Genomic DNA, 21,777 nt, shown 5'->3' with positions numbered 1-21,777 from the left:
GACACCCACCCGCCGGGGCCACCCTGCTCAGCTCGATCTCCACCGAGTCGGCCGCGCCGTGGATGGCCGCCATCCTCTTCACCCTGGGCACGTACCTGCTGGTGCGCTTCGCCCGACCGCTGCGTACCGGCCGGGTCGGCGGACGGCTGCGCGGACGCTTCCTCGGTCCCCTGGGCCTGGTCGCCGGCTTCGTCGATGCGACCGGCGGGGGCGGGTGGGGCCCGGTCGCCACCCCGGCGTTGCTGGTCTCGGGTCGCATGGAGCCCCGCAAGGTGATCGGCTCGGTCGACACCGCCGAGTTCGTCGTGGCGGGCGCCGCCAGCGTCGGTTTCCTGATCGGGCTGGGCACGGAGGGGTTTCTGCTTCCCGCCGTCGTGGCCCTGCTGATCGGCGGGCTCATCGCCGCCCCGATGGCCGCCTGGCTGGTGCGCATCGTGCCTGCCCAACTGCTGGGCGCGGCGATCGGTGGCGTGATCGTGCTGACCAACGCCCGCACCCTGATCCGGTCCGCCGAACTGGTCGGCCCGCTCCGCCCCACCCTGTATGCCCCGTTGGCTGCGGCTGGCCGTCGGTTCACCGCAGGGCACCGAGGCGCACGTCGACGAGGCGTGGGCGCTCCTCGCCGAGGCGGCGGACAAACTGCTGACGCGCTGACCGGTCCGTCAGCGATCGGAACGACCGGCAGCAGCGCCGCGTGACCTCCGCGCCGAGGACCTGATTGAGCGTGATGCCTGTGAGTCATAAATATGACTCACAGGCATCACGCTCGCAGGAGTGAGCATCCGCCGTAGCGGCCGGCGCTCACCCGGTCGAGTCGATCAGGCGGTGTGGGGGAGGGGCAAGAGCCACACGGCGTGACGGTCGTCGATATTGCGGAGCGGAAAGCGCTTGCCCTACGATGCGGCTGAGCCGGATCCGAGTTCCAGGGCGTTCATCCCCGACCAGATCGCCGTTCGCCGCCGCCGCGGCGGACCGTCCATCGTGCTACCCCGGGCAGGGCAGGTGGATCACAGCGGTCATCACCGGATCCCCGGAGGCAGTTCATGCACCCGTCAAGACAACGGCTGATCCTGCTCGCCGCCTCGACGGCGGCAGCCGTCGTGGCCGGCGTTGCCGGCACGGTCGTCGCCTCGGCCGCCGCCGTCGCCTGCCGCGTCGACTACCAGGTCACCAACCAGTGGCAGGGCGGCTTCGGCGCCAACGTCACCATCACCAACCTCGGCGAGGAGGTCAACGGCTGGACCCTCACGTGGTCGTACGCCGCCGGCCAGCAGGTCACCCAGGCCTGGAACGCCACCGTCAGTCAGTCCGACGCCCAGGTGAGCGCGCGCAACGTCGACTACAACGGCGCCCTCGTCACCAACGGCACCGCCTCGTTCGGGTTCAACGCCTCGTGGACGAGCAGCAACCCCGCGCCGGCCAGCTTCGCGCTCAACGGCGTCACCTGCACGGGAGCGCCCTCCACGGGCGGCCCGACCACGCCGGCCCCGACCACGCCGGCCCCGACCACGCCGGCCCCGACCACGCCGGCCCCGACCACGCCGGCCCCGACCACGCCACCACCCACCCCTGGGGCCGGGGCGAAACAGATGGAGAACCTCGACCGAGGGCTGATCAGCGTCCGTTCCGGCAGCGGCAACCTGGTCTCCTGGCGGCTGCTCGGCACCGAGACGTCCGGCGTGTCGTTCAACCTCTACCGCGGTTCGACCAGGGTCAACGCCAGCCCGATCACCGGCGCCACCACCTACCTCGACAGCGGCGCGGCGGCCGGGTCGACGTACACCGTGCGGGCCGTGGTGGGCGGCGCCGAGCAGGCGGCGTCCGCGCCCGCCCTGCAGTTCGCCAACGGCTACCTGGACGTGCCCCTGCAGGTGCCGGCCGGCGGCACCACCCCCAGCGGGGAGAGCTACACCTACAGCGCCAACGACGCCTCCGTCGGCGATCTCAACGGCGACGGCACCTACGAGATCGTGCTCAAGTGGGACCCGTCGAACGCCAAGGACAACTCGCAGTCCGGCTACACCGGCAACGTCTACGTCGACGCGTACACGCTGACCGGCACCCGGCTGTGGCGCATCGACCTGGGTCGCAACATCCGGGCCGGCGCGCACTACACCCAGTTCCAGGTGTACGACTACGACGGCGACGGCCGCGCCGAGGTGGCCATGAAGACCGCCGACGGCACCCGCTTCGGCACCGGTCAGCTCATCGGCTCGTCGTCGGCGGACTACCGCAACTCCAGCGGCTACGTGCTGTCCGGCCCGGAGTACCTGACCATGTTCAACGGCCAGACCGGCGCGATCGCATCCACCGTCAACTACGACCCGCCGCGCGGCACCGTGTCGTCCTGGGGCGACTCGTACGGCAACCGGGTCGACCGGTTCCTCGCCGGCACCGCGTACCTGGACGGCCAACGCCCGTCACTGATCATGGCGCGGGGCTACTACACCCGCGCGGTGGTCGCGGCGTGGGACTTCCGCAACGGCACGCTGACGAAGCGCTGGACGTTCGACTCGAACTCGTCCGGCAACGGCGCCGCCGCCGGCCAGGGCAACCACCAGCTCTCCGTGGCCGACGTCGACGGCGACGGCAGCCAGGAGATCGTCTACGGCGCCGCCACCATCGACGACAACGGTTGGCTGCTCTACTCGACGGGCAACGGGCACGGCGACGCCATGCACGTCGGGGATCTCGACCCGGGCCGCGCCGGCCTGGAGGTGTTCAAGGTAGACGAGGACGCCAGCAAGCCCAGCTCGTGGTTCGCGGACGCCCGTACCGGTCAGATCCTGTGGTCCACGCCGGCCTCCGGCGACAACGGCCGGGGCGTCTCCGCGGACATCTGGGCGGGCAGCCCCGGCGCGGAGTCCTGGTCGGCGTCCGTCTCCGGCCTGGCCAACACCCGCGGGCAGAGCGTGGGGCGCAAGCCGTCGTCGACGAACTTCCTCGCCTGGTGGGACGGCGACCCGGTCCGCGAGCTGCTGGACGCCACGAAGATCGACAAGTACGGCACCGGAGGCGAGACCCGGCTGCTCGATGGCAGTCAAGTGGCGTCCAACAACGGCACCAAGTCCACGCCGGCGCTCTCGGGCGACATCCTGGGTGACTGGCGCGAGGAGGTGATCTGGCGAACCACCGACAGCCGGGCGCTGCGCATCTACAGCACACCCACCCCGACCAGCACCCGGATCTACACGCTCATGCACGATCCGCAGTACCGGGTGGCGATCGCGTGGCAGAACACCGCGTACAACCAGCCGCCACACCCGGGGTTCTTCATCGGCGATCAGATGGCCGATCCACCCACCCCGAACATCTACCTACGCTGATCTGACCCTGGCGGTACCGATTGCGTTCGCCTAAGGTGGCAGGCACCGGGCCGCAGCCGCGGAATCCGCACAGCTGCAGCCCGGTGCTCCACACCGCGGCATTCCCGACCCGTCCCGACCGGAAATGCCGTACCACCACCGGCACCAACATTAGGCACTGTCCGGGTCGCGGGAGTGACGCTGACGTGAAGATCGTGTTTCACGCGTCCCGACGTAGGCCCCCGGCCACCTTCTCGGCGATCAACTCGTACGACCGCACCCGGTCGGCCACGTCGTACACCAGCGTGGTGAGCATCAGCTCGTCCGCGCCGGTCCGCTCCTGCAACTCGGTGAGCTGCCGCCGCACCGTCTCCGGCGAACCCATCGCCTGCCCCTCGCGCCGTTGCAGCACGAACTCCCGCTCGATCTCGGTGTACGGGTACGCCGCCGCCTCGTCCGGCGTCGACAGCGGCTCCGGCCGACCGGAACGCAGCTTCAGGAACGACAGCGCGCTCGGCCCGGCCAGCCACTCGGCCCGCTCGTCGGTGTCGGCGCAGACCGCGTTGACGGCCACCATCGCGTACGGCTTGTCCAGCCACTGCGACGGCCGGAAGTTCTGCCGGTACAGCGCCAACGCCGGCAGCGTGTTGGCCGAGCTGAAGTGGTGCGCGAACGAGAAGGGCAGACCCAGCAGGCCGGCCAGTTGGGCGCTGAAGCCGCTGGAACCGAGCAGCCAGACGGCCGGCTGCTCACCCCGACCCGGCGTGGCGACGATCTGCCCCGGCTTCTCCCCGCTGAAATAGTTCATCAGGTCGGCCAGCTCACGCGGGAAACCCTCCGCCGACAGGCCCTCCATGGTGCGGCGCAACGCCAGGGCGGTCACCTGGTCGGTGCCGGGGGCCCGGCCGATGCCCAGGTCGATCCGGCCCGGGTGCAGCGCTTCGAGGGTGCCGAACTGCTCGGCCACCACCAGCGGCGCGTGATTCGGCAGCATCACCCCGCCCGAACCCAGCCGGATCGTCGACGTGTTCGCCGCCAGGTGCGCGAGCAGGACCGCCGGCGCGGAGCTGGCGATCGCCGGCATGTTGTGGTGCTCGGCCACCCAGAAGCGGTGGTAGCCCAGGTCCTCGGTGCGCCGGGCCAGCTCGGTGGTGGCCCGCAGCGCCGCGCCGGCGGTGGCGCCCTGGGCGACCGGAGCAAGATCAAGAACAGACAACGGTACGGTGATCACGCGCAGTGCCAACTCCCCGGCCCGCCCGTTCATTCCGACCGCCGCTCAGCCCACGCCCCGCGCCTGCTCGAAGATCAGGCTGGTCTGCGTGTGCTGCACCACCGGATCGACCGCCAGATGGTCCTGCACGAAATCCCGCAACGCGTCACCCGACGCCGCCCGCACGTGCAGCACGTAATCCTCCGCACCCGCCACGTGTAACACCGACACCACCCCGGGCAGCCGCACCGACCGCGCCCGGAACGCGTCCACCGCCGCCCGCTCGTGCGCGGTCAACCGCACCGACACCAGCGCCTGCAACGGCAGGCCCAGCGCCGCCGGATCCACCTCCGGGTGGAAACCCCGGATCGCCCCGCGCTCACGCAACGCCCGCGTACGCGTCAGGCACGTCGACGGCGCCACCCCCACCCGCTCGGCGAGCGCGTTGTTCGGCAACCGGCCGTCCGCCACCAACTCGGCGAGGATCGCGCGGTCCACCTCGTCCAGGGCCGGGTACGGCCGCAGATCGTTCGGCTCAGAGGGCATCCGAGCATCGTCTCCCGAACCACGAGCCAAAACCAGGGCCCCTCGGCAGAATCATCTACCAAACTGTTGCCCTTACGCCGGCAGATGTTCGACCCTACCCGCATGACGATGGTGGACACCCAGGCCGTACACGCCGGCCGCGACGACCTTCGCACGCTCGGCGTGCACGTACCACCGATCGACCTCTCCACCACCAACCCACTGCCCTCGGTCGACGACGGCGGCAACGCCTACGAACACCTCGCCACCGGCGGCACCCTCCCCGCCGACGCCAGCGCCGTCTACCAACGGCTCTGGAACCCCACCGTCGCCCGCTTCGAAACCGCCCTCGCCGCCCTCGAAGGCACCGACCAGGCAGTCGCCTTCGCCAGCGGCATGGCCGCCCTCACCGCCACCCTGCTCGCCGCCACCCGCGACGGACACCGCCACATCGTCGCCGTGCGCCCCCTCTACGGCGGCACCGACCACGTCCTCGCCACCGGCCTGCTCGGCACCACCGTCACCTGGGCCCACCCCGACCAGGTCGCCACCGCCATCGGTACGGACACCGCCCTCGTCGTCATCGAGACGCCCGCCAACCCCACCCTGGATCTCGTCGACATCGCCGCCCTCGCCCTCGCCGCCGGTGACGTACCCCTGCTCGTCGACAACACCGTCGCCACCCCCGTCCTCCAACAACCCGCCCGCCACGGCGCCGCCCTCGTCCTGCACAGCGCCACCAAGAGCATCGGCGGGCACGGCGACGTCCTCGCCGGCGTCGTCGCCTGCGACGACGCCTGGGCCACCCGACTCCGCCAGGTCCGCGCCGTCACCGGCGCGATCCTGCACCCCCTCGGCGGCTACCTCCTGCACCGCGGCCTGCAGACCCTGCCGCTGCGGGTCCGCGCCCAACAGGCCACCGCCGAGAAACTCGCCGGCTGGCTCGCCGACCACCCCGCCGTACACCGGGTGCACCACCCCTCGGTGTACGACCCGGCGGCGCTCGTCGGCCGGCAGATGTCCGGCCCGGCAGCCTGCTCGCCTTCGAGGTACGCGGCGGCGCGCCCGCCGCGGCCACCGTGGCCGCCGCCTGCCGACTCATCACCCACGCCGTGTCCCTCGGCGGCGTCGACACGCTCATCCAGCACCCCGCCTCGCTCACCCACCGACCCGTCGAGGGCGACGCGAAGCCCGCCGCCGCGCTGCTGCGCCTCTCCGTCGGACTGGAAGACCCCGAGGACCTGCGCGCCGACCTCGCCCAGGCGCTCGACACGATCGCCTGATCAGCGCAGCTCGCGGTTGCCCAACACCCGCGTCGGCGCGCCCTCCGCGCCACCCGCGGCATCGCCCGACCGATCCCGTCCGTCATCGTCACCTGGTTCGGCAGCAGCCGCCGCAACACCGGGAACAGCGGACGGGTTACCGCGTACCCGATCCGGTAGGCCCGCGTCCGCGACACCGCCCCGTACGTCGGCTGGATGAACCCCGGCCGTGCCGCGTACCCGTTGGGCAGCAGGTCCATGATCGCGTCCTCGGTGCGACCCTTGACGCGCGCCCACATCACCCGGCCCTGCCCGGTCGAGTCGGTGCCGACGCCGGAGACGTAGACGAAGGTGACCTCGGGGCTCACCTCGGCCAGCAACCTCGCCGCAGCGAGGGGGTAGTCGTAGCTGACCCGGGTGTACGCCGCCTCGTCCAGACCCAACGACGAGACGCCCAGGCAGTAGAAGCAGGCGTCCACGCCGGTCAGCTCCGCACGTAACCGATTCCAGGTCACCCACGTCGGGGACGGTCAGCTCCCGCAGCTTCGGGTCCTGCTGACCGGTACCCCCTGTCGTCGACACCCGCACAGGCTCCCACGCACGTGATGCCACCGCCCCCTCCGCCGGTCGATCATGAAGTTATTGCCTTCGATGTCGGCGTGGCGAGCACCGCGCGCATCGCCACGTCGCAGGCTTCGATGAGGCCAGGCCAGGCATCAGCGCAGTAGATCCGCAAGACCGGCACCCGCGCCGTCGTGACCAAGTGGCCGTCACCGAGATAGAGGCCAAGCAGGTAGACGTAGGCGGCGGGGTCTGTCGGACTGTCGACACCTTCCCGGCAGCGGAAGCACCGAAGCTCCGTGCCCTGGAGTCGAGCCTCCGGACGGTCATTACACCAGTGCCAGACCGTCAAGTACGGCAGGCCGTTGGCGCGAGCGGTGTCGGCGACCGTGTTGCCGGCCAGGAACATCTGCCGTGCTCGTGCGCGAATCTCGGGCGGGTACACGAGAGAATTCTCGAACACCCGTACGACATCTTTTGTGGTGCCCTCGGTGGGATTCGAACCCACACTGTATGGAGTTTGAGACCATTGCCTGCTGCCAGTTGGGCTACGAGGGCGCTTCCCTGATTCGGCCCTGACAGGATACCCACTACGCTGAGGGCGGTGACACCCGGCTGGGCGGGTGTCGGGTTCGAACTGGTGGGGGTAGGGCTGGTGGCTGAGACGCCGACGGATGCCGAGCGCAGGCGCGTACTGATCGCCGAGGACGAGGCGCTGATCCGGCTGGACCTCGCCGAGATGCTGGTCGAAGAGGGCTACGAGGTGGTGGGGGAGGCCGGCGACGGCGAGACCGCCGTGCGCCTGGCCGAGGAGTTGAAGCCCGACCTCGTCATCCTCGACATCAAAATGCCGATCATGGACGGGCTGGCCGCCGCCGAGCGCATCGCGGGCGCCCGGATCGCCCCGGTGATCATCCTCACCGCGTTCAGCCAGCGGGATCTGGTGGAGCGGGCGCGGGCGGCGGGGGCGATGGCGTACCTCGTCAAGCCTTTCCAGAAGAGTGACCTGGTCCCGGCGGTGGAGATCGCGTTGTCGCGGTACTCGGAGGTCGCCGCCCTGGAGGCCGAGGTCGCGAGCCTGACCGACCGCCTGGAGATCCGCAAGACGGTGGAGCGCGCCAAGGGCGCGCTGATGACGACGTACGGGATGACCGAGCCGCAGGCGTTCAAGTGGATCCAGCGCACGGCGATGGACCACCGGATGACCATGAAGGAGGTCGCCGAGCGGATCCTCGCGGAAACCGCCGGCGGCGAGGTGGCGCAGCAGCCGAGCGTCTGACGGCGTACGGCATGCGCGGGGCCGCCCGGGCGGCCGGTGGTGGTTAGCATCGACGGGTGTCCGTCCGACGGGTGATCGCGGTGTCCGGCCTGTTCGCGCTGCTGCTGGCGGGATGTGACGGTCCGGCCGTGCCGGGCGGCGGCGGGTCTACGGCGGCCGCTGTGCCGGCGTCGCGGCCGGCGTGGAAGGCGGTGACGATGCCGGCGCCGCCGGGTGGCGCGGGCCGCCTTCTGGTGCGGGATGTGGCGGCGTGCGCGGGCCGGTGGTTCCTGGTCGGCGGTGTCGCGGACGCGTCGGGCGGGACCCGTCCGGCGGCGTGGTCCAGTGTGGACGGTACGGCGTGGTCGGCGCTGCCGGTGCGGGCGGATTCGTTCTACGGCAAGCAGAACGTGCTGTCGTCGGTGGCGTGTCGTGACGGTCGGGCGGCGGTGATCGGCGCGAAGGTCGGCGGGGCGCACGGCTATCCGCGGGTGAGCACGTGGCGGCAGGTGGCCGACGGCGCGCTGGTCGAGGTGCAGGCGTCGTTCGAGACGTACGGCGGGCCGACGGCGGTGAACGTGTCCCGCCTGGCGGCGGGTCCGTCGGGTTGGTTGATCGTGGGTAACCGGTCGGCGGGCGCGGCGTCCTGGGTGTCGTCGCCGCCGGCGGCGGAGTTCGCGCTGGTGGAGGGCGCCCCGGGGTTGGCGAGTGACGCCGAGGGGGTGACCTGGGCGTTCGACGCGGTGGCGACGTCGTCCGGGTGGTTGGCGGTGGGGGGTCTGCTGCCGGCTGGTCGGATCGACCGGGATCCGGCGGTGTGGTCGTCGCCGGACGGGCGGTCGTGGCAGCGCACGGTGTTGCCGGGCGGTCCGGAGTACGAGGAGTTGCAGCGGGTGGCGCTGGCCGATGGGGTGCCGGTGGCGGTCGGGTTGCGGGGGGCGACGTTCGGCGCGTGGCGTCAGGAGCCGGCGGGCTGGGTGGCGGCGGGCGTGTTCGGGCGGCGTTCGGACGCGGGTGTGCCGCAGGTGGCGTCGCTGGTGGCCGCGGATGGTCGGTTGTTCGCGGCGGTGGTGGACGGCGCGCGTTACTCGGTGTGGGTGTCGACGGATCGTGGTGGGTCGTGGCGGGAGGCCGCGCTGCCCCACGATGTGGCGGCGGGCGCCGACCGGGACGTGGCGGTGGTGGCGGTGGGTGACCGTTGGTGGGTGGCGGTGGACGACGGTTCGCGGTCCGGACTGTGGTGGGCGAGCGGGACGGGCGGCTGAGGGAAGGACCCGGCCGTCTCACATTCCGGACACGTCAGGTCCCGCTGTTTGCCCAGGTCAGCCCACCTTTTCGGTGGGTTTTTGGGCCCGGCGGGTGTGGTGAGCCGCCGACTTGGCGTCGGCCTAAGGACCGATCGACGGATTCACCTGTTACGCGTATCGACAGGATTACCCACGTCTTCGTAACGGTTTCGCAGACCCCGCGTTCAGGCCTTCCGAGACGGCGTGCGGTGTCGGTACGCTCCGCCATCACGAGCCGTTACGCAGGGGGCATCCCTGCGGGGTGGGTGGATCTGCGGTCCGCGTGCTGTCGCCGTCACTACGGGTCAGCCGCGTCCGCATCTGGAGGAGGTCAGGAAGCCGTGAGGCGAAGCTATGTACGGGCGCTGGGCACTGTTGCGCTCGCCGCGACCCTGGTGGTTGCGGCTGGTTGCCAGGATTCCGGTGGCGGCGACGGTGGGACCGCGTCCGGTGACTGCGGTGGCAAGATCGCGATCTTCGGCGCGTTCACCGGTGACAACGCGGGTCTGGTGATCCCGTCGCTCAACGGCGCGAAGCTCGCCGTGAAGCAGTTCAACGGGGCGAACCCGAACTGCAAGGTCACCATGCAGGAGTTCGACACCCAGGGCGACCCGGCTGTCGCGACCCCGTTCGCGAACCAGATCGCGGGTGACAACTCGTTCCTCGGTGTCATCGGTGGCCACTTCTCCGGTGAGTCGGACGCCACCATGCCGATCTACCAGGCCGCTGGCCTGGCCATGATCAGCCCGTCGGCGACCCGTACGGACCTGACCCAGAAGAACAACACGTCCTTCTACCGGGTCGTCGGCAACGACGGCACGCAGGCCGGTGCGGTGGCGAGCTACCTGAAGGCGCAGAACGCGGCGAAGGTCTTCATGATCGACGACGCCAGCGCGTACGGCGCCGGCATCACCGAGGAGCTGGGCAAGCAGCTCGGCCCGCTGGTGGTCAACAAGGACAAGATCCAGGAGCGGCAGGCGCAGTTCGACGCCACCATCTCCAAGATCAAGGCCGCGCAGGCGGACTACGTCTTCTACGGTGGCTACACCCGTGAGGCCGCCCCGCTGGTGAAGCAGATGCGCGCTGCCGGCATCAAGGCCAAGTTCGTCGGCCCGGACGGTCTGTACGATTCGGCCTTCCCGAAGGGCGCCTCCGGCGGCGCCGACGGCGCGATCATCACCTGCCCCTGCCTCCCGGCTGTCAAGGCCGGCGGCACCTTCGCCGCCGACTACCAGAAGGAGTACGGCATCGCGCCGGGCTCCTACGGTGCTGAGGGCTACGACGGCGCCAAGATCTACCTGGACGCCTTCAAGGACGGCAAGAAGACCCGGGCGGACATCCTGGCGTACGTGAAGGCGTACGACAAGCAGGGTGTGTCGAAGTACATCAAGTTCGACTCCAAGGGCGACGTCGACCCGTCGAAGGTCGTCATCTGGGCCTACCAGATCAAGGGCGAGGCCATCGAGCCGCTGCAGGAGCTCAAGCTCAGCTGATGCCATGGCGATGGAGTGCGGCCGGGGTGCATCACCCCGGCCGCACTTGATTCAAGGAGACCCCCGGTGCATTTCGATGAACTGATTGGTCATCTCGGCCAGCACACGGTCGATGGCCTTTCCAAGGGCGCCATCTACGCCCTGATCGCCCTTGGCTACACACTCGTCTACGGCGTCCTTCGTCTGATCAACTTCGCGCACTCCGAGGTCTTCATGGTCGGCACCTTCGCGGTGCTGATCCTGTGGAACCAGCTCGGTGTGGAAAATAACCCCCCTGTCGGCCAGGCGATCCTGTTCCTGGTGCTCGGCCTCATCGTCGCGGCGGTCGCCTCAGGCGGTACGGCTCTGGCGCTCGAGCGGGTCGCGTACCGGCCGCTGCGGCGCAAGAACGCGCCGCCGCTGATCTTCCTGATCACCGCGATCGGTCTGTCGCTGGTGTTCGTGGAGCTCTTCGGGCAGGTGCTGCCCAAGCTGCTGGGTGGGGTAATGCCGGACGTATTCGGCCGGCCCCGGCAGATCGTCGGTATGCCGACGATCATCAAGCAGGAGACCCTGGTCACCATCGGCAACACGAGCATCACCAACATCCAGGTGATCGTGTTCGTCGCGGCCGTGGTGATGATGGCGCTGCTCGACTGGTTCATCAACCGCACCCGGTACGGCCGGGGCGTGCGCGCGGTGGCCCAGAACCCGGAGACGGCCGCGCTGATGGGCGTCAACCAGGAGCGCGTCATCATGCTGATCTTCGTGCTGGGCGGCATCATGGCCGGCGCGGCCGCGTTGCTGTGGAGCATGCGGTTCGGCTTCACCCAGAACAGCATCGGCTTCGTGCTCGGCCTGAAGGCGTTCACCGCCGCGGTCCTGGGCGGCATCGGTAACCTGCGCGGCGCGCTGCTGGGTGGCCTCTTCCTCGGCATCGTCGAGGTTTACGGCGCCACGCTCTTCGCGTCCAACTGGGAGGACGTCATCGCCTTCGTGGTGCTGATCGTGGTGCTGATGTTCCGGCCCACCGGTCTGTTGGGCGAGTCGCTTGGGAGGGCCCGCGCATGATCAACAAGATCCGCTTCGCAGATCAGCGTCGGGTGACGCTGCTGACCGGTATCGGCGACCGTTGGCGGGCGCTCACGAAGTGGCAGCAGGCCCTCGGGCTGGCCGCCTTTGTGGCGATCCTCTACTACCTGCCGCTGCTCGGCATTCCGGGCCTGACCTGGCTGCGGACCGACTCGATCCAGGGCGGCAACAACTGGGCGGGCGTGCTCTTCGTCTGCGCCATCTACGTGCTGGTCGCGATCGGCCTGAACGTGGTGGTCGGCCTCGCCGGCCTGCTCGACCTGGGCTACATCGGCTTCTTCGCCATCGGCGCGTACAGCGTGGCGTTGTTCGGTTCGGTGAACTCCCCGGTGGTGAAGTGGTTCCAGAAGGAATTTGACCTCCCGCCGACGTGGGCTGTCACCTGGGCGATCTGCCTCTTCATCGCGATCGTGCTGACCATGATCTCCGGGGTGTTGCTGGGCTGGCCGACGCTGCGGCTGCGCGGTGACTACCTGGCCATCGTGACGCTGGGCTTCGGCGAGATCATCCGGATCGTGGCCCGCAACGCCACCGGTCTGACCAACGGCCCGGTGGGCATCTCGGCCATCCCCGGTCCCGAGGGTGCGCCGTCGCCGGACAACAAGGTCTTCGGCCTGATCGACGCGAAGCCCTGGTACTGGTTGGCGATCACGTTCGTACTGATCATGGTGTTCCTGGTTCGCCGGCTGGAGCACAGCCGGGTCGGCCGGGCGTGGCTGGCCGTGCGTGAGGACGAGGACGCCGCCGCGGTGATGGGCGTGTACCCGTTCAAGTTCAAGCTCTGGGCGTTCGCCATCGGCGCGGCGCTCGGCGGCCTGTCGGGCTTCCTCTTCGGCAGCCGGAACGCGTTCATCGACCCGACCCAGTTCAACGCGAACCTGTCCATCCTCTTCGTCGCGATGGTGGTGGTCGGTGGCTCCGGCAACATGATCGGCGTCTCGCTCGGCGCGGTGCTGCTGGCGTACCTGCCGGAGCGGTTCCGTGACTTCGCCGACTACCGGTGGCTGGTCTTCGGCCTGGCCATGGTGCTGGTGATGATCCTGCGTCCGCAGGGTCTGGTGCCCAGCCGGCGGCGTGCCCGCGAGTTGTCCGATCGCGCGGCGGAGGCAGAGGAGGTGCCCGCTCGTGTCTGACCAGTCCACCAGCGCCGTGACGCCGAAGATCCCGACTCAGCCGGGGCCTCGGCAGGTGCTTCTCGAAGTCGACGACGTCACGCTCCGCTTCGGCGGCGTGGTCGCCCTCGACAAGATCAATTTCCAGATCTACGAGGGCGAGATCCTCGGCCTCATCGGCCCCAACGGCGCCGGCAAGACCACCAGCTTCAACGTGATGACCGGGGTCTACAAGCCGACGTCGGGCGCGGTCCGGTTCCGGGGCCAGAAGGTGACCGGCCGCAAGCCGCACCAGATCAGCCAGTTGGGCATCTCCCGGACGTTCCAGAACATCCGTCTCTTCCCGGAGATGACGGCGCTGGAGAACGTCATGGTCGGCACGGACTCCCGGCACAAGACAAGTGTGCCGGGGGCGCTGTTCCGGCTCTACCGGGTGCGACCCAAGCCGGAGGAGCTGCCGCAGGTCACCGCCGCGTCCGGGATCGTCCGGACCTGGCAGCAGGTGCGCCTGTCGGCCGCGAAGATCTTCGGCCTGTCCCGGCACATCCTGGAGGAGCGGGCGGCGGAGGCCAAGGCGCTCGAGTTGCTGCGCTTCGTCGGGATCGCCGACCGGGCCAACGACGAGGCGCGCAACCTGCCGTACGGCTACCAGCGCCGGTTGGAGATCGCCCGCGCGCTGGCCACCGAGCCGAAGCTGATCTGCCTGGACGAGCCGGCCGCCGGCTTCAACCCGGCGGAGAAGGAGGAACTCCTCACCCTGATCCGCAAGATCCGTGACATGGGCCTGACCGTCCTGCTCATCGAGCACGATATGCGGCTGGTCATGGGTGTCACCGACCGGATCGTGGTGCTGGAGTTCGGCCGCAAGATCGCCGAGGGTGCGCCCGCGGAGGTCAGCCGCGATCCGAAGGTGATCGCCGCGTACCTGGGGGAGCCCGCCGATGACGCTGCTTGAGCTCGAGAACGTCGCCGTCGCGTACGGCCGGATCGAGGCGTTGCACGGGATCAGCCTCACCGTCAACGAGCGTGAGGTGGTGGCCCTGATCGGCGCGAACGGCGCCGGTAAGACCACCACGATGCGTGCCATCTCCGGGACCAGGTCGCTCAGCACCGGGAAGATCACGTTCAACGGTGAGGACATCAGCAAGCTCCGGGCCGACCTGCGGGTGGTGCGGGGGTTGTGTCAGTCGCCGGAGGGGCGGCAGATCTTCCCCGGTATGACGGTCATGGAGAACCTGGACATGGGGGCGTACACCCGGCGGGACTCCGCCGGCATCGCCGCCGACCTGGAGCGGGTCCTGACCCTCTTCCCCCGGCTGGCCGAGCGGCGCAAGCAGGCCGGCGGCACCCTCTCCGGCGGCGAGCAGCAGATGCTCGCGGTCGGCCGGGCGCTGATGAGCCGTCCGAAGCTGCTGTTGCTCGACGAGCCGTCGATGGGTCTGGCCCCGCTGGTGATCCGGCAGATCTTCGACATCATCACCGAGATCAATCAGCAGGGCACGACCATCCTGCTGGTCGAGCAGAACGCCCAGCAGGCGCTCTCGCGGGCCCACCGGGGCTACGTGTTGGAGACCGGCCGGATCGTCAAGGAGGGCACCGGCCAGGAACTCCTGCATGACCCGGCAGTCAAGGAGGCGTACCTCGGCGTGGCCTGAGCCACCGCATCCGGCGGCCGGTCGTCCCCTCGTGGGCGGCCGGCCGTCGGCGTGTGTGCCGTGGGGTGTGTTTTCGCGCCCGTGGCGCGGTGCCGCCACCCGGGGTTGTCGGTGCGACGGACTAGAGTCGCTGCCGTGACAGCTACGACGCCGCGCCTGCTCCTCGTCGACGGACATTCCCTGGCATACCGGGCGTTCTTCGCCCTGCCGGTCGAGAACTTCTCCACCACGACGGGGCAGCCGACCAACGCGGTGTACGGCTTCACCTCGATGCTGATCAACGTCCTGCGCGACGAGCAGCCTACCCACATCGTCGTCGCCTTCGACGTCTCCCGCCGGTCCTTCCGCACCGACAAGTACGCGGAGTACAAGGCCGGCCGCAGCGAGACCCCCACCGACTTCAAGGGCCAGGTCAGCCTCGTCAAGGAGGTCCTGGCGGCGTTGCAGATCCCGGTGGTCGAGATGGAGGGCTACGAGGCCGACGACGTCATCGCGACGCTCGCCTGCCAGGCCCGCGACCAGGGCATGACGGTGCTGATCAGCAGCGGCGACCGCGACGCGTTCCAGCTCGTCGGCGACCAGGTCACCGTGCTCTATCCGCGCAAGGGCGTCTCCGACCTGGCCCGGATGGACCCGGCGGCGATCGAGGCGAAGTACGGCGTCGGCCCCGAGCGTTACCGTGACCTCGCCGCGCTGGTCGGCGAGACCAGCGACAACCTGCCCGGCGTGCCGGGTGTCGGGCCGAAGACCGCCGCCAAGTGGATCACCACGTACGGCGGGGTGGAGGGCGTCATCGCCCGCGCCGACGAGATCAAGGGCAAGGCCGGTGACAGCCTGCGGGAGCGGCTCGCCGACGTGATCCGCAACTACGAGATCAACTGCCTGGTCTCCGACCTGGAACTGCCGCTGCGCCCGGAGGACGCCCGCTGGGCCGGTTGGGACCGGGAGGCCGTACACCAGGTCTTCGACACCCTGGAGTTCCGCATCCTGCGCGACCGCCTCTACCAGTACCTGGAGGCCGTCGAGCCGGAGGCCGAGTCCGGCTTCGACCTGACCGGCGAGGTCCTCACCGAGCCGGGCGCGCTCGCCGCCTGGCTGGACGCCCACGCCCCGAGCGGCACCCCGGTCGGGCTCGCGGTCAAGCTGGACACCGGCCCCAACCGCCGGCACACCGCCTCGATCACCGGGCTGGCGCTGGCCAGCGCCGGTGGGGCGGCAGCCTGGGTCGACCCCAGTGGGCTCGACGCCTCCGACGAGGGCGCCCTCGCGTCCTGGCTGGCCGACGCGCAGCGGCCCAAGGTGCTGCACGACAGCAAGCCCGCCGTGCTGGCCTGCGCCGCACACGGCTGGGAGCTGGCCGGCATCGTCCGCGACACCCAGATCGCCGCGTACCTGGCCCGCCCCGACCAGCGGTCCTACGACCTGACCGACCTGGCCCTGCGCTACCTGCACCGCGAGCTGCGGGTGGACGCGCCCGAGACCGGTCAGCTCACCCTCGACGGGCTGGGCGACGAGGGGGTGGCCGAGCAGAACCTCATGCTCCAGGCCCGCGCGACCCTCGACCTCGCCGACTCGATCGACGCCGAGCTGTCCCGCGACGGCGAACAGTCCGCGCGGCTGATGGCCGGGGTGGAGCTGCCGCTGATGCGGGTGCTCGCCGCGATGGAGCGCACCGGCATCGCCGCCGACACCGACTACCTCTCCGAGTTGGAGGCGCACTTCGCCGCCGAGGTGAAGGCCGCCGCGCAGGGCGCGTACGAGGCGGTGGGCCGGGAGTTCAACCTCGGGTCGCCCAAGCAGTTGCAGGAGATCCTCTTCACCGAGCTGGGCCTGCCGAAAACCAAGAAGATCAAGACGGGTTACACCACCGACGCCGACGCCCTGCAGTGGCTCTACGCGCAGCAGCCCCACCCGGTGCTGGCCCACCTGCTGCGCCACCGCGACGTCGCGAAGCTCAAGTCGACGGTGGACGGCCTGCTCAAGTCCGTCTCCGACGACGGGCGAATCCACACCACCTTCAACCAGACGGTCGCGGCCACCGGTCGGCTCTCGTCCACCGAGCCCAACCTGCAGAACATCCCGATTCGCACCGAGGAGGGCCGGCGCATCCGCCGGGCCTTCGTGGTGGGTGCCGGGTACGAGTGCCTGCTCACCGCCGACTACAGCCAGATCGAAATGCGGATCATGGCGCACCTCTCGTCGGACGATGCGCTGATCGAGGCGTTCAACTCCGGGGCCGACTTCCACGCCGCCACCGCCTCGTCGGTCTTCGGCGTGCCGGTCGACGAGGTCACGCCGGACCAGCGGCGCAAGATCAAGGCAATGAACTACGGCCTGGCGTACGGGCTCAGCGCGTTCGGCCTGTCCCAGCAGCTCAGCATCGGCACCGACGAGGCGCGCGGGCTGATGGAGAACTACTTCGCGGGCTTCGGCGGGGTACGCGACTACCTGCACCAGGTGGTCGCCAAGGCCCGCCAGGACGGCTACACCTCGACCATCCTGGGCCGCCGCCGCTACCTGCCCGACCTGGTAAGCGACAACCGGCAGCGCCGCGACATCGCCGAGCGGATGGCGCTCAACGCCCCCATCCAGGGTTCGGCCGCCGACATCATCAAGGTGGCGATGCTGCACGTCGACACCGCGCTCGTCGACGCGGGTCTACGCTCCCGGATGCTGTTGCAGGTGCACGACGAGTTGGTCTTCGAGGTCGCGCCCGGTGAGCGGGAGGCGCTGGAGGCACTGGTGCGGCGCGAGATGGGCGGGGCGTACCCGTTGTCGGTGCCGCTGGAGGTGTCGGTGGGCGAGGGCCGCGACTGGAACAGCGCCGATCACTGATCTGGTGTTGCGGTGGGGGTTCCGGGGCAGCCGCGGTCGCGTCACTTCCTGCTCCCGTGGGCCGCCCCGCTTCGTCGGGCGGGCATGGCGTTGATCCGCCAACTTCGGGCAAAGTGCTGGGTCGGGGCGTTCTGAGGCGGCAACTTCCCCGAAGTGTGGTGGCTGGGGCGCGGTTCTTGCTGCCGCGCCGAAGTTGTGGAGATCTTGCGCTGTGCGCTACTTCATCGGGTCGTGGCCCCAGTTCATGAGGGACCAGCGCCACTTCGTGTCGCGGACGTTGCCGGACGGGCGCTGCGCCATGTGCCGACGGACGTAGCCGACGACCTTGCGCATGTGCTTGTAGTCCGCCTCGGAGAGATCGCCGCGCTTACGGCGGAGCAGGTTGATGATTTTCCGGCCGGATTCGTGTCCGACGGACTCGCCACCACCGGTACGGCCGCCCTTGTGCCAGCCGACCTGCTTCGACTCGTCGGTCTCCAGCCAGGTGGACAGCTCACCGGGCTTCATGTTCACCGCGTCGGTGAACTCCCGGTAGGTGTCCCGGCCCTGGTCGTCAGCTCTGCTCATGACGCAACGCCTCCGGGCGGTGGGCCACGTCGCGGCCGGTGCCGGCACTGCGGACCCGGTACTGCGGGTCGTCCGGGGACGCGTTCACCGCTCGCCCGCGTACCCGGGTCCGTTCGGTGATCGTGCCCTGCACCACGCCGTACGCGCGGCTGCCGTGTGCCGACCAGGAGACGTGGTCGCCCTGGTGGAACCTCTGTTCGGCCATGCCCCCGGCTACCCGAGCCGGCAAGGGCGAAACGGCTACGGCGTGATCTCGGCGATCGGCAGCTTCATGTCGAACGGCTCGGTCAGCTCGATCACCTCGGCGCCGTCGGCGACCAACTCGTACTGCCGCTCACCGCCCGGGCCCACCCGGTCGCCGATCCGGTACGCGTAGACGTGCACCGGGTCCTGCTCGATCCGCCAGTAGAAGGGGATGCCGGCGGCGGCGTACTCGCCAGGCTTCGCGAACCGGTCAGTCCGTCGGGTGCCGGGCGAGACGATCTCCACGGCGAGCACGACATCCGCCGGCCGCAGGGTGGACCGGTTGGACGGCACCTCCGCGCGACAGAGCAGCACGTCAGGCTGACGGCTGGTGTTGCGGCTGAGTGCGACTCCGACTGCTTGGGCGGCACGAAGGTCCGCCGGGGCGTGCGAGCGCAGCCACAGCCACAGCAGACCGCAGATGTCTTGATGGCCCAGGGTGGGGGAGGGTGTCACCTGGATAACTCCGTCGACGAGTTCGACGCGGGGGGCGTCGTCCGGCAGGGTGAGCAGGTCCTCCAGCGTGTAGTCGGCACGCTGCTGCCGCATCGGGTCCGGACACCAGGGGCCAGGTGATGTCGGGATGGGCTCGGCGCGCATGGGCCGAGCCTACCGGCGATCGATGCCCCACACGTCGGACAACGGGTGCGGCACGCTCAGTCGGCGGGCTTGTCGGTGACGAAGATGGCGGTGCCGGGGAAGAGTCGTCCGCGCAGCGGGCTCCACTGCCCCCAGATCCCCTCGTGCCCCTGCGGCCACTCCGGCTCCACCAGGTCCAGCAGCCGGAATCCCGCGCCGACCAGTTCCCGGATCCGGTCACCGAGGGTCCGGTGCTGCTCCACGTACGTGGCCACGCCGGTCTCGTCCTGCTCCACGTAGGAGGAGCGGTCGAAGTACGAGTGCACGGCCCTCAGGCCGCCCTCGCCGGGGTCGTCCAGGAAGATCCAGCGCATCGGATGGGTCACCGAGAACACCCATCGGCCGCCCGGGCGCAGCACCCGGTGCACCTCGGCGAGCAGGGCCGCCGAGTCGTCCACGAACGGGATCGCCCCGAACGCCGTGCAGGCCACGTCGAACGACTGGTCGGCGAACGGCAGGGCGAGCGCGTCGGCCTGCACCAGCGGCACGCGTACCCCCGTGGTGTCGGCGGCCTCGGCGGCGTGCCGCAACATGCCGGCGGACAGGTCGAAGGCGACCGGCCGCGCGCCCTGGGTGGCGAGCCAGCGGGCGGCGGCGGCGGCGCCGCAACCCACCTCGAGCAGCCGTCGTCCCGCCACGTCGCCGAGCAGGTGGGCGTCCGCCTCGCGCAGCCCCTCCGGGCACCAGACGAAGTCCACGTCGCCGAGGAACGCGCCGTGTTCGGCCTGGTAGTCGTCGGCGTCGGTGTCCCACCAGCCGCGGTTGGCCCGCCGGACCTCGGCGTCACCCATGCGGCGCCGGGTCACCCGGCTGTCGTCATCCACGCGCTCACGCTAGGCCCCCACCCCGCAGTCCACGCCGGCGGCGCGGCGGGATCGACGCGGACTCGGGGGTGTCGGGCACCGCACGGCGCGCCGATTGCCCGGAAACCGCGTCGTCCGAGTGGCGGGTGGGGCCGCTGTGACGTACGAGACACGAGGGGTCGTTTCCGGGCGATTGTTCGGCTTTCGCAGGTCGCCGCGCGGCGAGGAGACGGGAGGGCTTGCACGCTGTGGTAATGCGCACGGTAGGCTAGACGATGCGCTCGCGGATCGTGTGTCTCGGCAGGGAGCAGGTGCGCGGTCGACGGACCACATCATGATCTCACTAGGCGATCGTTCGGTGTGCCCGGCGACGGATCCGCTGGCGCGAACAGGTCACCGCGACACCAGCCTGCTGTGACAACCCACCGACCGGAGCAACCGCCCACATGACGAGCAGCATCGAGGCCCCCTCGAGCGCCACCCGGGTCACCCACGACGATCTCGGTTCCGAGGAGGCTTTCCTCGCCGCGATCGACGAGACCATCAAGTACTTCAACGACGGCGACATTGTCGAAGGCACCGTCGTCAAGGTCGATCGGGACGAGGTCCTGCTCGACATCGGCTACAAGACCGAGGGTGTCATCCCCTCTCGGGAGTTGTCGATCAAGCACGACGTCGACCCCGCCGAGGTTGTGACGGTTGGCGACCACATCGAGGCCCTGGTCCTTCAGAAGGAGGACAAGGAGGGGCGTCTGATCCTCTCCAAGAAGCGGGCGCAGTACGAGCGGGCCTGGGGCACGATCGAGAAGATCAAGGACGAGGACGGTGTCGTCCGCGGCTCGGTCATCGAGGTCGTCAAGGGTGGTCTCATCCTCGACATCGGCCTGCGCGGCTTCCTGCCCGCGTCCCTGGTCGAGATGCGGCGCGTGCGTGACCTGCAGCCGTACGTTGGGCGCGAGCTCGAAGCCAAGATCATCGAGCTGGACAAGAACCGCAACAACGTGGTGCTGTCCCGCCGGGCCTGGCTCGAGCAGACGCAGTCCGAGGTGCGCACCGAGTTCCTCAACAAGCTGCAGAAGGGCCAGGTCCGCAAGGGCGTCGTGTCCTCGATCGTCAACTTCGGCGCCTTCGTGGACCTCGGCGGCGTCGACGGTCTGGTGCACGTCTCCGAGCTGTCCTGGAAGCACATCGACCACCCGTCCGAGGTCGTCGAGGTGGGCCAGGAGGTCGAGGTCGAGGTCCTGGACGTCGACCTGGACCGCGAGCGCGTCTCCCTGTCGCTGAAGGCGACGCAGGAGGACCCGTGGCGGCAGTTCGCCCGCACCCACGCGATCCAGCAGATCGTGCCGGGTAAGGTCACCAAGCTGGTTCCGTTCGGTGCGTTCGTCCGCGTGGACGACGGCATCGAGGGCCTGGTCCACATCTCCGAGCTGGCCGAGCGCCACGTGGAGATCCCGGAGCAGGTCGTCCAGGTCGGCTCCGAGGTCATGGTCAAGGTCATCGACATCGACCTCGAGCGCCGCCGGATCTCGCTGTCGCTCAAGCAGGCCAACGAGGGCTTCGTCGAGGGCGAGGAGCACTTCGACCCGACCCTCTACGGCATGGCCGCGACGTACGACGCCGAGGGCAACTACATCTACCCGGAGGGCTTCGACCCGGAGACGGGCGAGTGGCTCGAGGGGTACGACAAGCAGCGCGAGACCTGGGAGAACCAGTACGCCGAGGCCCGTCAGCGCTGGGAGGCCCACACCAAGCAGGTGCAGACCTCTCGCGCCGCCGACGCCGAGGCCGCTGCCAACCCGACCCCGGCCGTCCCGGCTGCCGGCGGTGGCACCACCTCCTCGTCCAGCCCGGCCCCGAGCCGGCAGGCCGAGGAGCCGGCCGGCACCCTGGCCACCGACGAGGCGCTCGCCGCTCTGCGGGAGAAGCTCGCCGGCGGTAAGTGACCCGCT

General features: G+C 69.9%; 17 protein-coding genes, 1 tRNA gene and 3 pseudogenes. 13 read left to right on the top strand and 8 right to left on the bottom strand.

Annotated features, from left to right (window positions below):
- Window positions 1-11 precede the first annotated feature (11 nt).
- A pseudogene (locus ACLQ24_RS10470) lies at window positions 12-698 on the top strand (sulfite exporter TauE/SafE family protein); the annotation flags it as partial.
- A gap of 345 nt (window positions 699-1,043) precedes the next feature.
- Window positions 1,044-3,326, top strand: coding sequence for a cellulose binding domain-containing protein (locus ACLQ24_RS10465; protein ID WP_425890756.1), 2,283 nt, complete (start codon window positions 1,044-1,046; stop codon window positions 3,324-3,326).
- A gap of 199 nt (window positions 3,327-3,525) precedes the next feature.
- On the opposite strand, the gene ACLQ24_RS10460 is transcribed toward ACLQ24_RS10465, so the two are convergent.
- Window positions 3,526-4,569, bottom strand: a complete 1,044-nt coding sequence (locus tag ACLQ24_RS10460) for an LLM class flavin-dependent oxidoreductase (RefSeq protein ID WP_425890755.1) — start codon at window positions 4,567-4,569, stop codon at window positions 3,526-3,528.
- A gap of 12 nt (window positions 4,570-4,581) precedes the next feature.
- Window positions 4,582-5,061, bottom strand: coding sequence for an Lrp/AsnC family transcriptional regulator (locus ACLQ24_RS10455; RefSeq protein ID WP_425890754.1), 480 nt, complete (start codon window positions 5,059-5,061; stop codon window positions 4,582-4,584).
- Window positions 5,062-5,145: 84 nt separating this feature from the next.
- Between ACLQ24_RS10455 and ACLQ24_RS10450 the strand changes: the two are divergent.
- Window positions 5,146-5,973: pseudogene (locus ACLQ24_RS10450) on the top strand (aminotransferase class I/II-fold pyridoxal phosphate-dependent enzyme); the annotation flags it as partial.
- A gap of 146 nt (window positions 5,974-6,119) precedes the next feature.
- Entirely contained in the window at window positions 6,120-6,323 is a 204-nt protein-coding gene (locus ACLQ24_RS10445) for a PLP-dependent transferase (RefSeq protein ID WP_425890789.1), read from the top strand.
- A 610-nt stretch (window positions 6,324-6,933) separates the two neighbouring features.
- Here ACLQ24_RS10445 and ACLQ24_RS10440 read toward each other — a convergent pair.
- Window positions 6,934-7,308, bottom strand: coding sequence for a hypothetical protein (locus tag ACLQ24_RS10440; RefSeq protein WP_425890753.1), 375 nt, complete (start codon window positions 7,306-7,308; stop codon window positions 6,934-6,936).
- Window positions 7,309-7,343: 35 nt separating this feature from the next.
- Window positions 7,344-7,421 (bottom strand) — tRNA-Leu (locus ACLQ24_RS10435).
- A 97-nt stretch (window positions 7,422-7,518) separates the two neighbouring features.
- On the opposite strand from ACLQ24_RS10435, the gene ACLQ24_RS10430 reads away from it, so the two are divergent.
- The 8 genes from ACLQ24_RS10430 to polA all read left to right on the top strand — a co-directional run bounded on the left by ACLQ24_RS10430 (window position 7,519) and on the right by polA (window position 17,573).
- Window positions 7,519-8,142: an ANTAR domain-containing response regulator gene (locus ACLQ24_RS10430; protein WP_355049623.1), complete on the top strand. Its 624-nt coding sequence runs from the start codon at window positions 7,519-7,521 to the stop codon at window positions 8,140-8,142.
- A 56-nt stretch (window positions 8,143-8,198) separates the two neighbouring features.
- Window positions 8,199-9,386 (top strand): hypothetical protein, encoded by a 1,188-nt coding sequence (locus tag ACLQ24_RS10425; RefSeq protein WP_425890751.1) that lies wholly within the window; start codon window positions 8,199-8,201, stop codon window positions 9,384-9,386.
- A 362-nt stretch (window positions 9,387-9,748) separates the two neighbouring features.
- Window positions 9,749-10,900 (top strand): branched-chain amino acid ABC transporter substrate-binding protein, encoded by a 1,152-nt coding sequence (locus ACLQ24_RS10420; RefSeq protein ID WP_425890749.1) that lies wholly within the window; start codon window positions 9,749-9,751, stop codon window positions 10,898-10,900.
- Between the two features lie 66 nt (window positions 10,901-10,966).
- Window positions 10,967-11,950, top strand: a complete 984-nt coding sequence (locus tag ACLQ24_RS10415) for a branched-chain amino acid ABC transporter permease (RefSeq protein ID WP_425890787.1) — start codon at window positions 10,967-10,969, stop codon at window positions 11,948-11,950.
- Window positions 11,947-13,104, top strand: a complete 1,158-nt coding sequence (locus tag ACLQ24_RS10410; protein ID WP_425890747.1) for a branched-chain amino acid ABC transporter permease — start codon at window positions 11,947-11,949, stop codon at window positions 13,102-13,104. The genes ACLQ24_RS10415 and ACLQ24_RS10410 overlap by 4 nt, the downstream gene beginning before the upstream one ends.
- Window positions 13,105-13,120: 16 nt before the next feature.
- Window positions 13,121-14,038, top strand: a complete 918-nt coding sequence (locus tag ACLQ24_RS10405; protein ID WP_374109281.1) for an ABC transporter ATP-binding protein — start codon at window positions 13,121-13,123, stop codon at window positions 14,036-14,038.
- Window positions 14,025-14,738 carry an ABC transporter ATP-binding protein gene (locus ACLQ24_RS10400; RefSeq protein ID WP_425890745.1) on the top strand — a complete coding sequence of 238 codons (714 nt, stop codon included), beginning with the start codon at window positions 14,025-14,027 and terminating at the stop codon, window positions 14,736-14,738. The genes ACLQ24_RS10405 and ACLQ24_RS10400 overlap by 14 nt, the downstream gene beginning before the upstream one ends.
- 135 nt (window positions 14,739-14,873) lie before the next feature.
- Window positions 14,874-17,573 carry a DNA polymerase I gene (polA, locus tag ACLQ24_RS10395; RefSeq protein ID WP_425890744.1) on the top strand — a complete coding sequence of 900 codons (2,700 nt, stop codon included), beginning with the start codon at window positions 14,874-14,876 and terminating at the stop codon, window positions 17,571-17,573.
- 219 nt (window positions 17,574-17,792) lie between these two features.
- Here polA and ACLQ24_RS10390 read toward each other — a convergent pair.
- The 4 genes and pseudogenes from ACLQ24_RS10390 to ACLQ24_RS10375 all read right to left on the bottom strand — a co-directional run.
- Window positions 17,793-18,140, bottom strand: a pseudogene (locus ACLQ24_RS10390) (DUF3140 domain-containing protein); the annotation flags it as partial.
- Window positions 18,127-18,345: a DUF2945 domain-containing protein gene (locus ACLQ24_RS10385; protein WP_425890742.1), complete on the bottom strand. Its 219-nt coding sequence runs from the start codon at window positions 18,343-18,345 to the stop codon at window positions 18,127-18,129. The gene ACLQ24_RS10385 and the pseudogene ACLQ24_RS10390, both read right to left, overlap by 14 nt.
- Window positions 18,346-18,380: 35 nt before the next feature.
- On the bottom strand, window positions 18,381-18,932 hold the full coding sequence (locus ACLQ24_RS10380) for a Uma2 family endonuclease (protein WP_425890740.1): 552 nt from the start codon (window positions 18,930-18,932) through the stop codon (window positions 18,381-18,383).
- Between the two features lie 107 nt (window positions 18,933-19,039).
- Window positions 19,040-19,813 (bottom strand): class I SAM-dependent methyltransferase, encoded by a 774-nt coding sequence (locus tag ACLQ24_RS10375; protein WP_425890786.1) that lies wholly within the window; start codon window positions 19,811-19,813, stop codon window positions 19,040-19,042.
- Between the two features lie 458 nt (window positions 19,814-20,271).
- Here ACLQ24_RS10375 and rpsA point away from each other — a divergent pair, with 458 nt between their 5' ends.
- Complete coding sequence (gene rpsA / locus ACLQ24_RS10370) at window positions 20,272-21,771, top strand: 30S ribosomal protein S1 (RefSeq protein ID WP_109819865.1); 1,500 nt, start codon at window positions 20,272-20,274, stop codon at window positions 21,769-21,771.
- Window positions 21,772-21,777: the final 6 nt, after the last annotated feature.

Source organism: Micromonospora sp. DT4, assembly GCF_049841675.1.
In the GTDB taxonomy this organism is placed as follows: domain Bacteria; phylum Actinomycetota; class Actinomycetes; order Mycobacteriales; family Micromonosporaceae; genus Micromonospora.
This window is presented reverse-complemented; position numbering and strand designations above follow the sequence as displayed.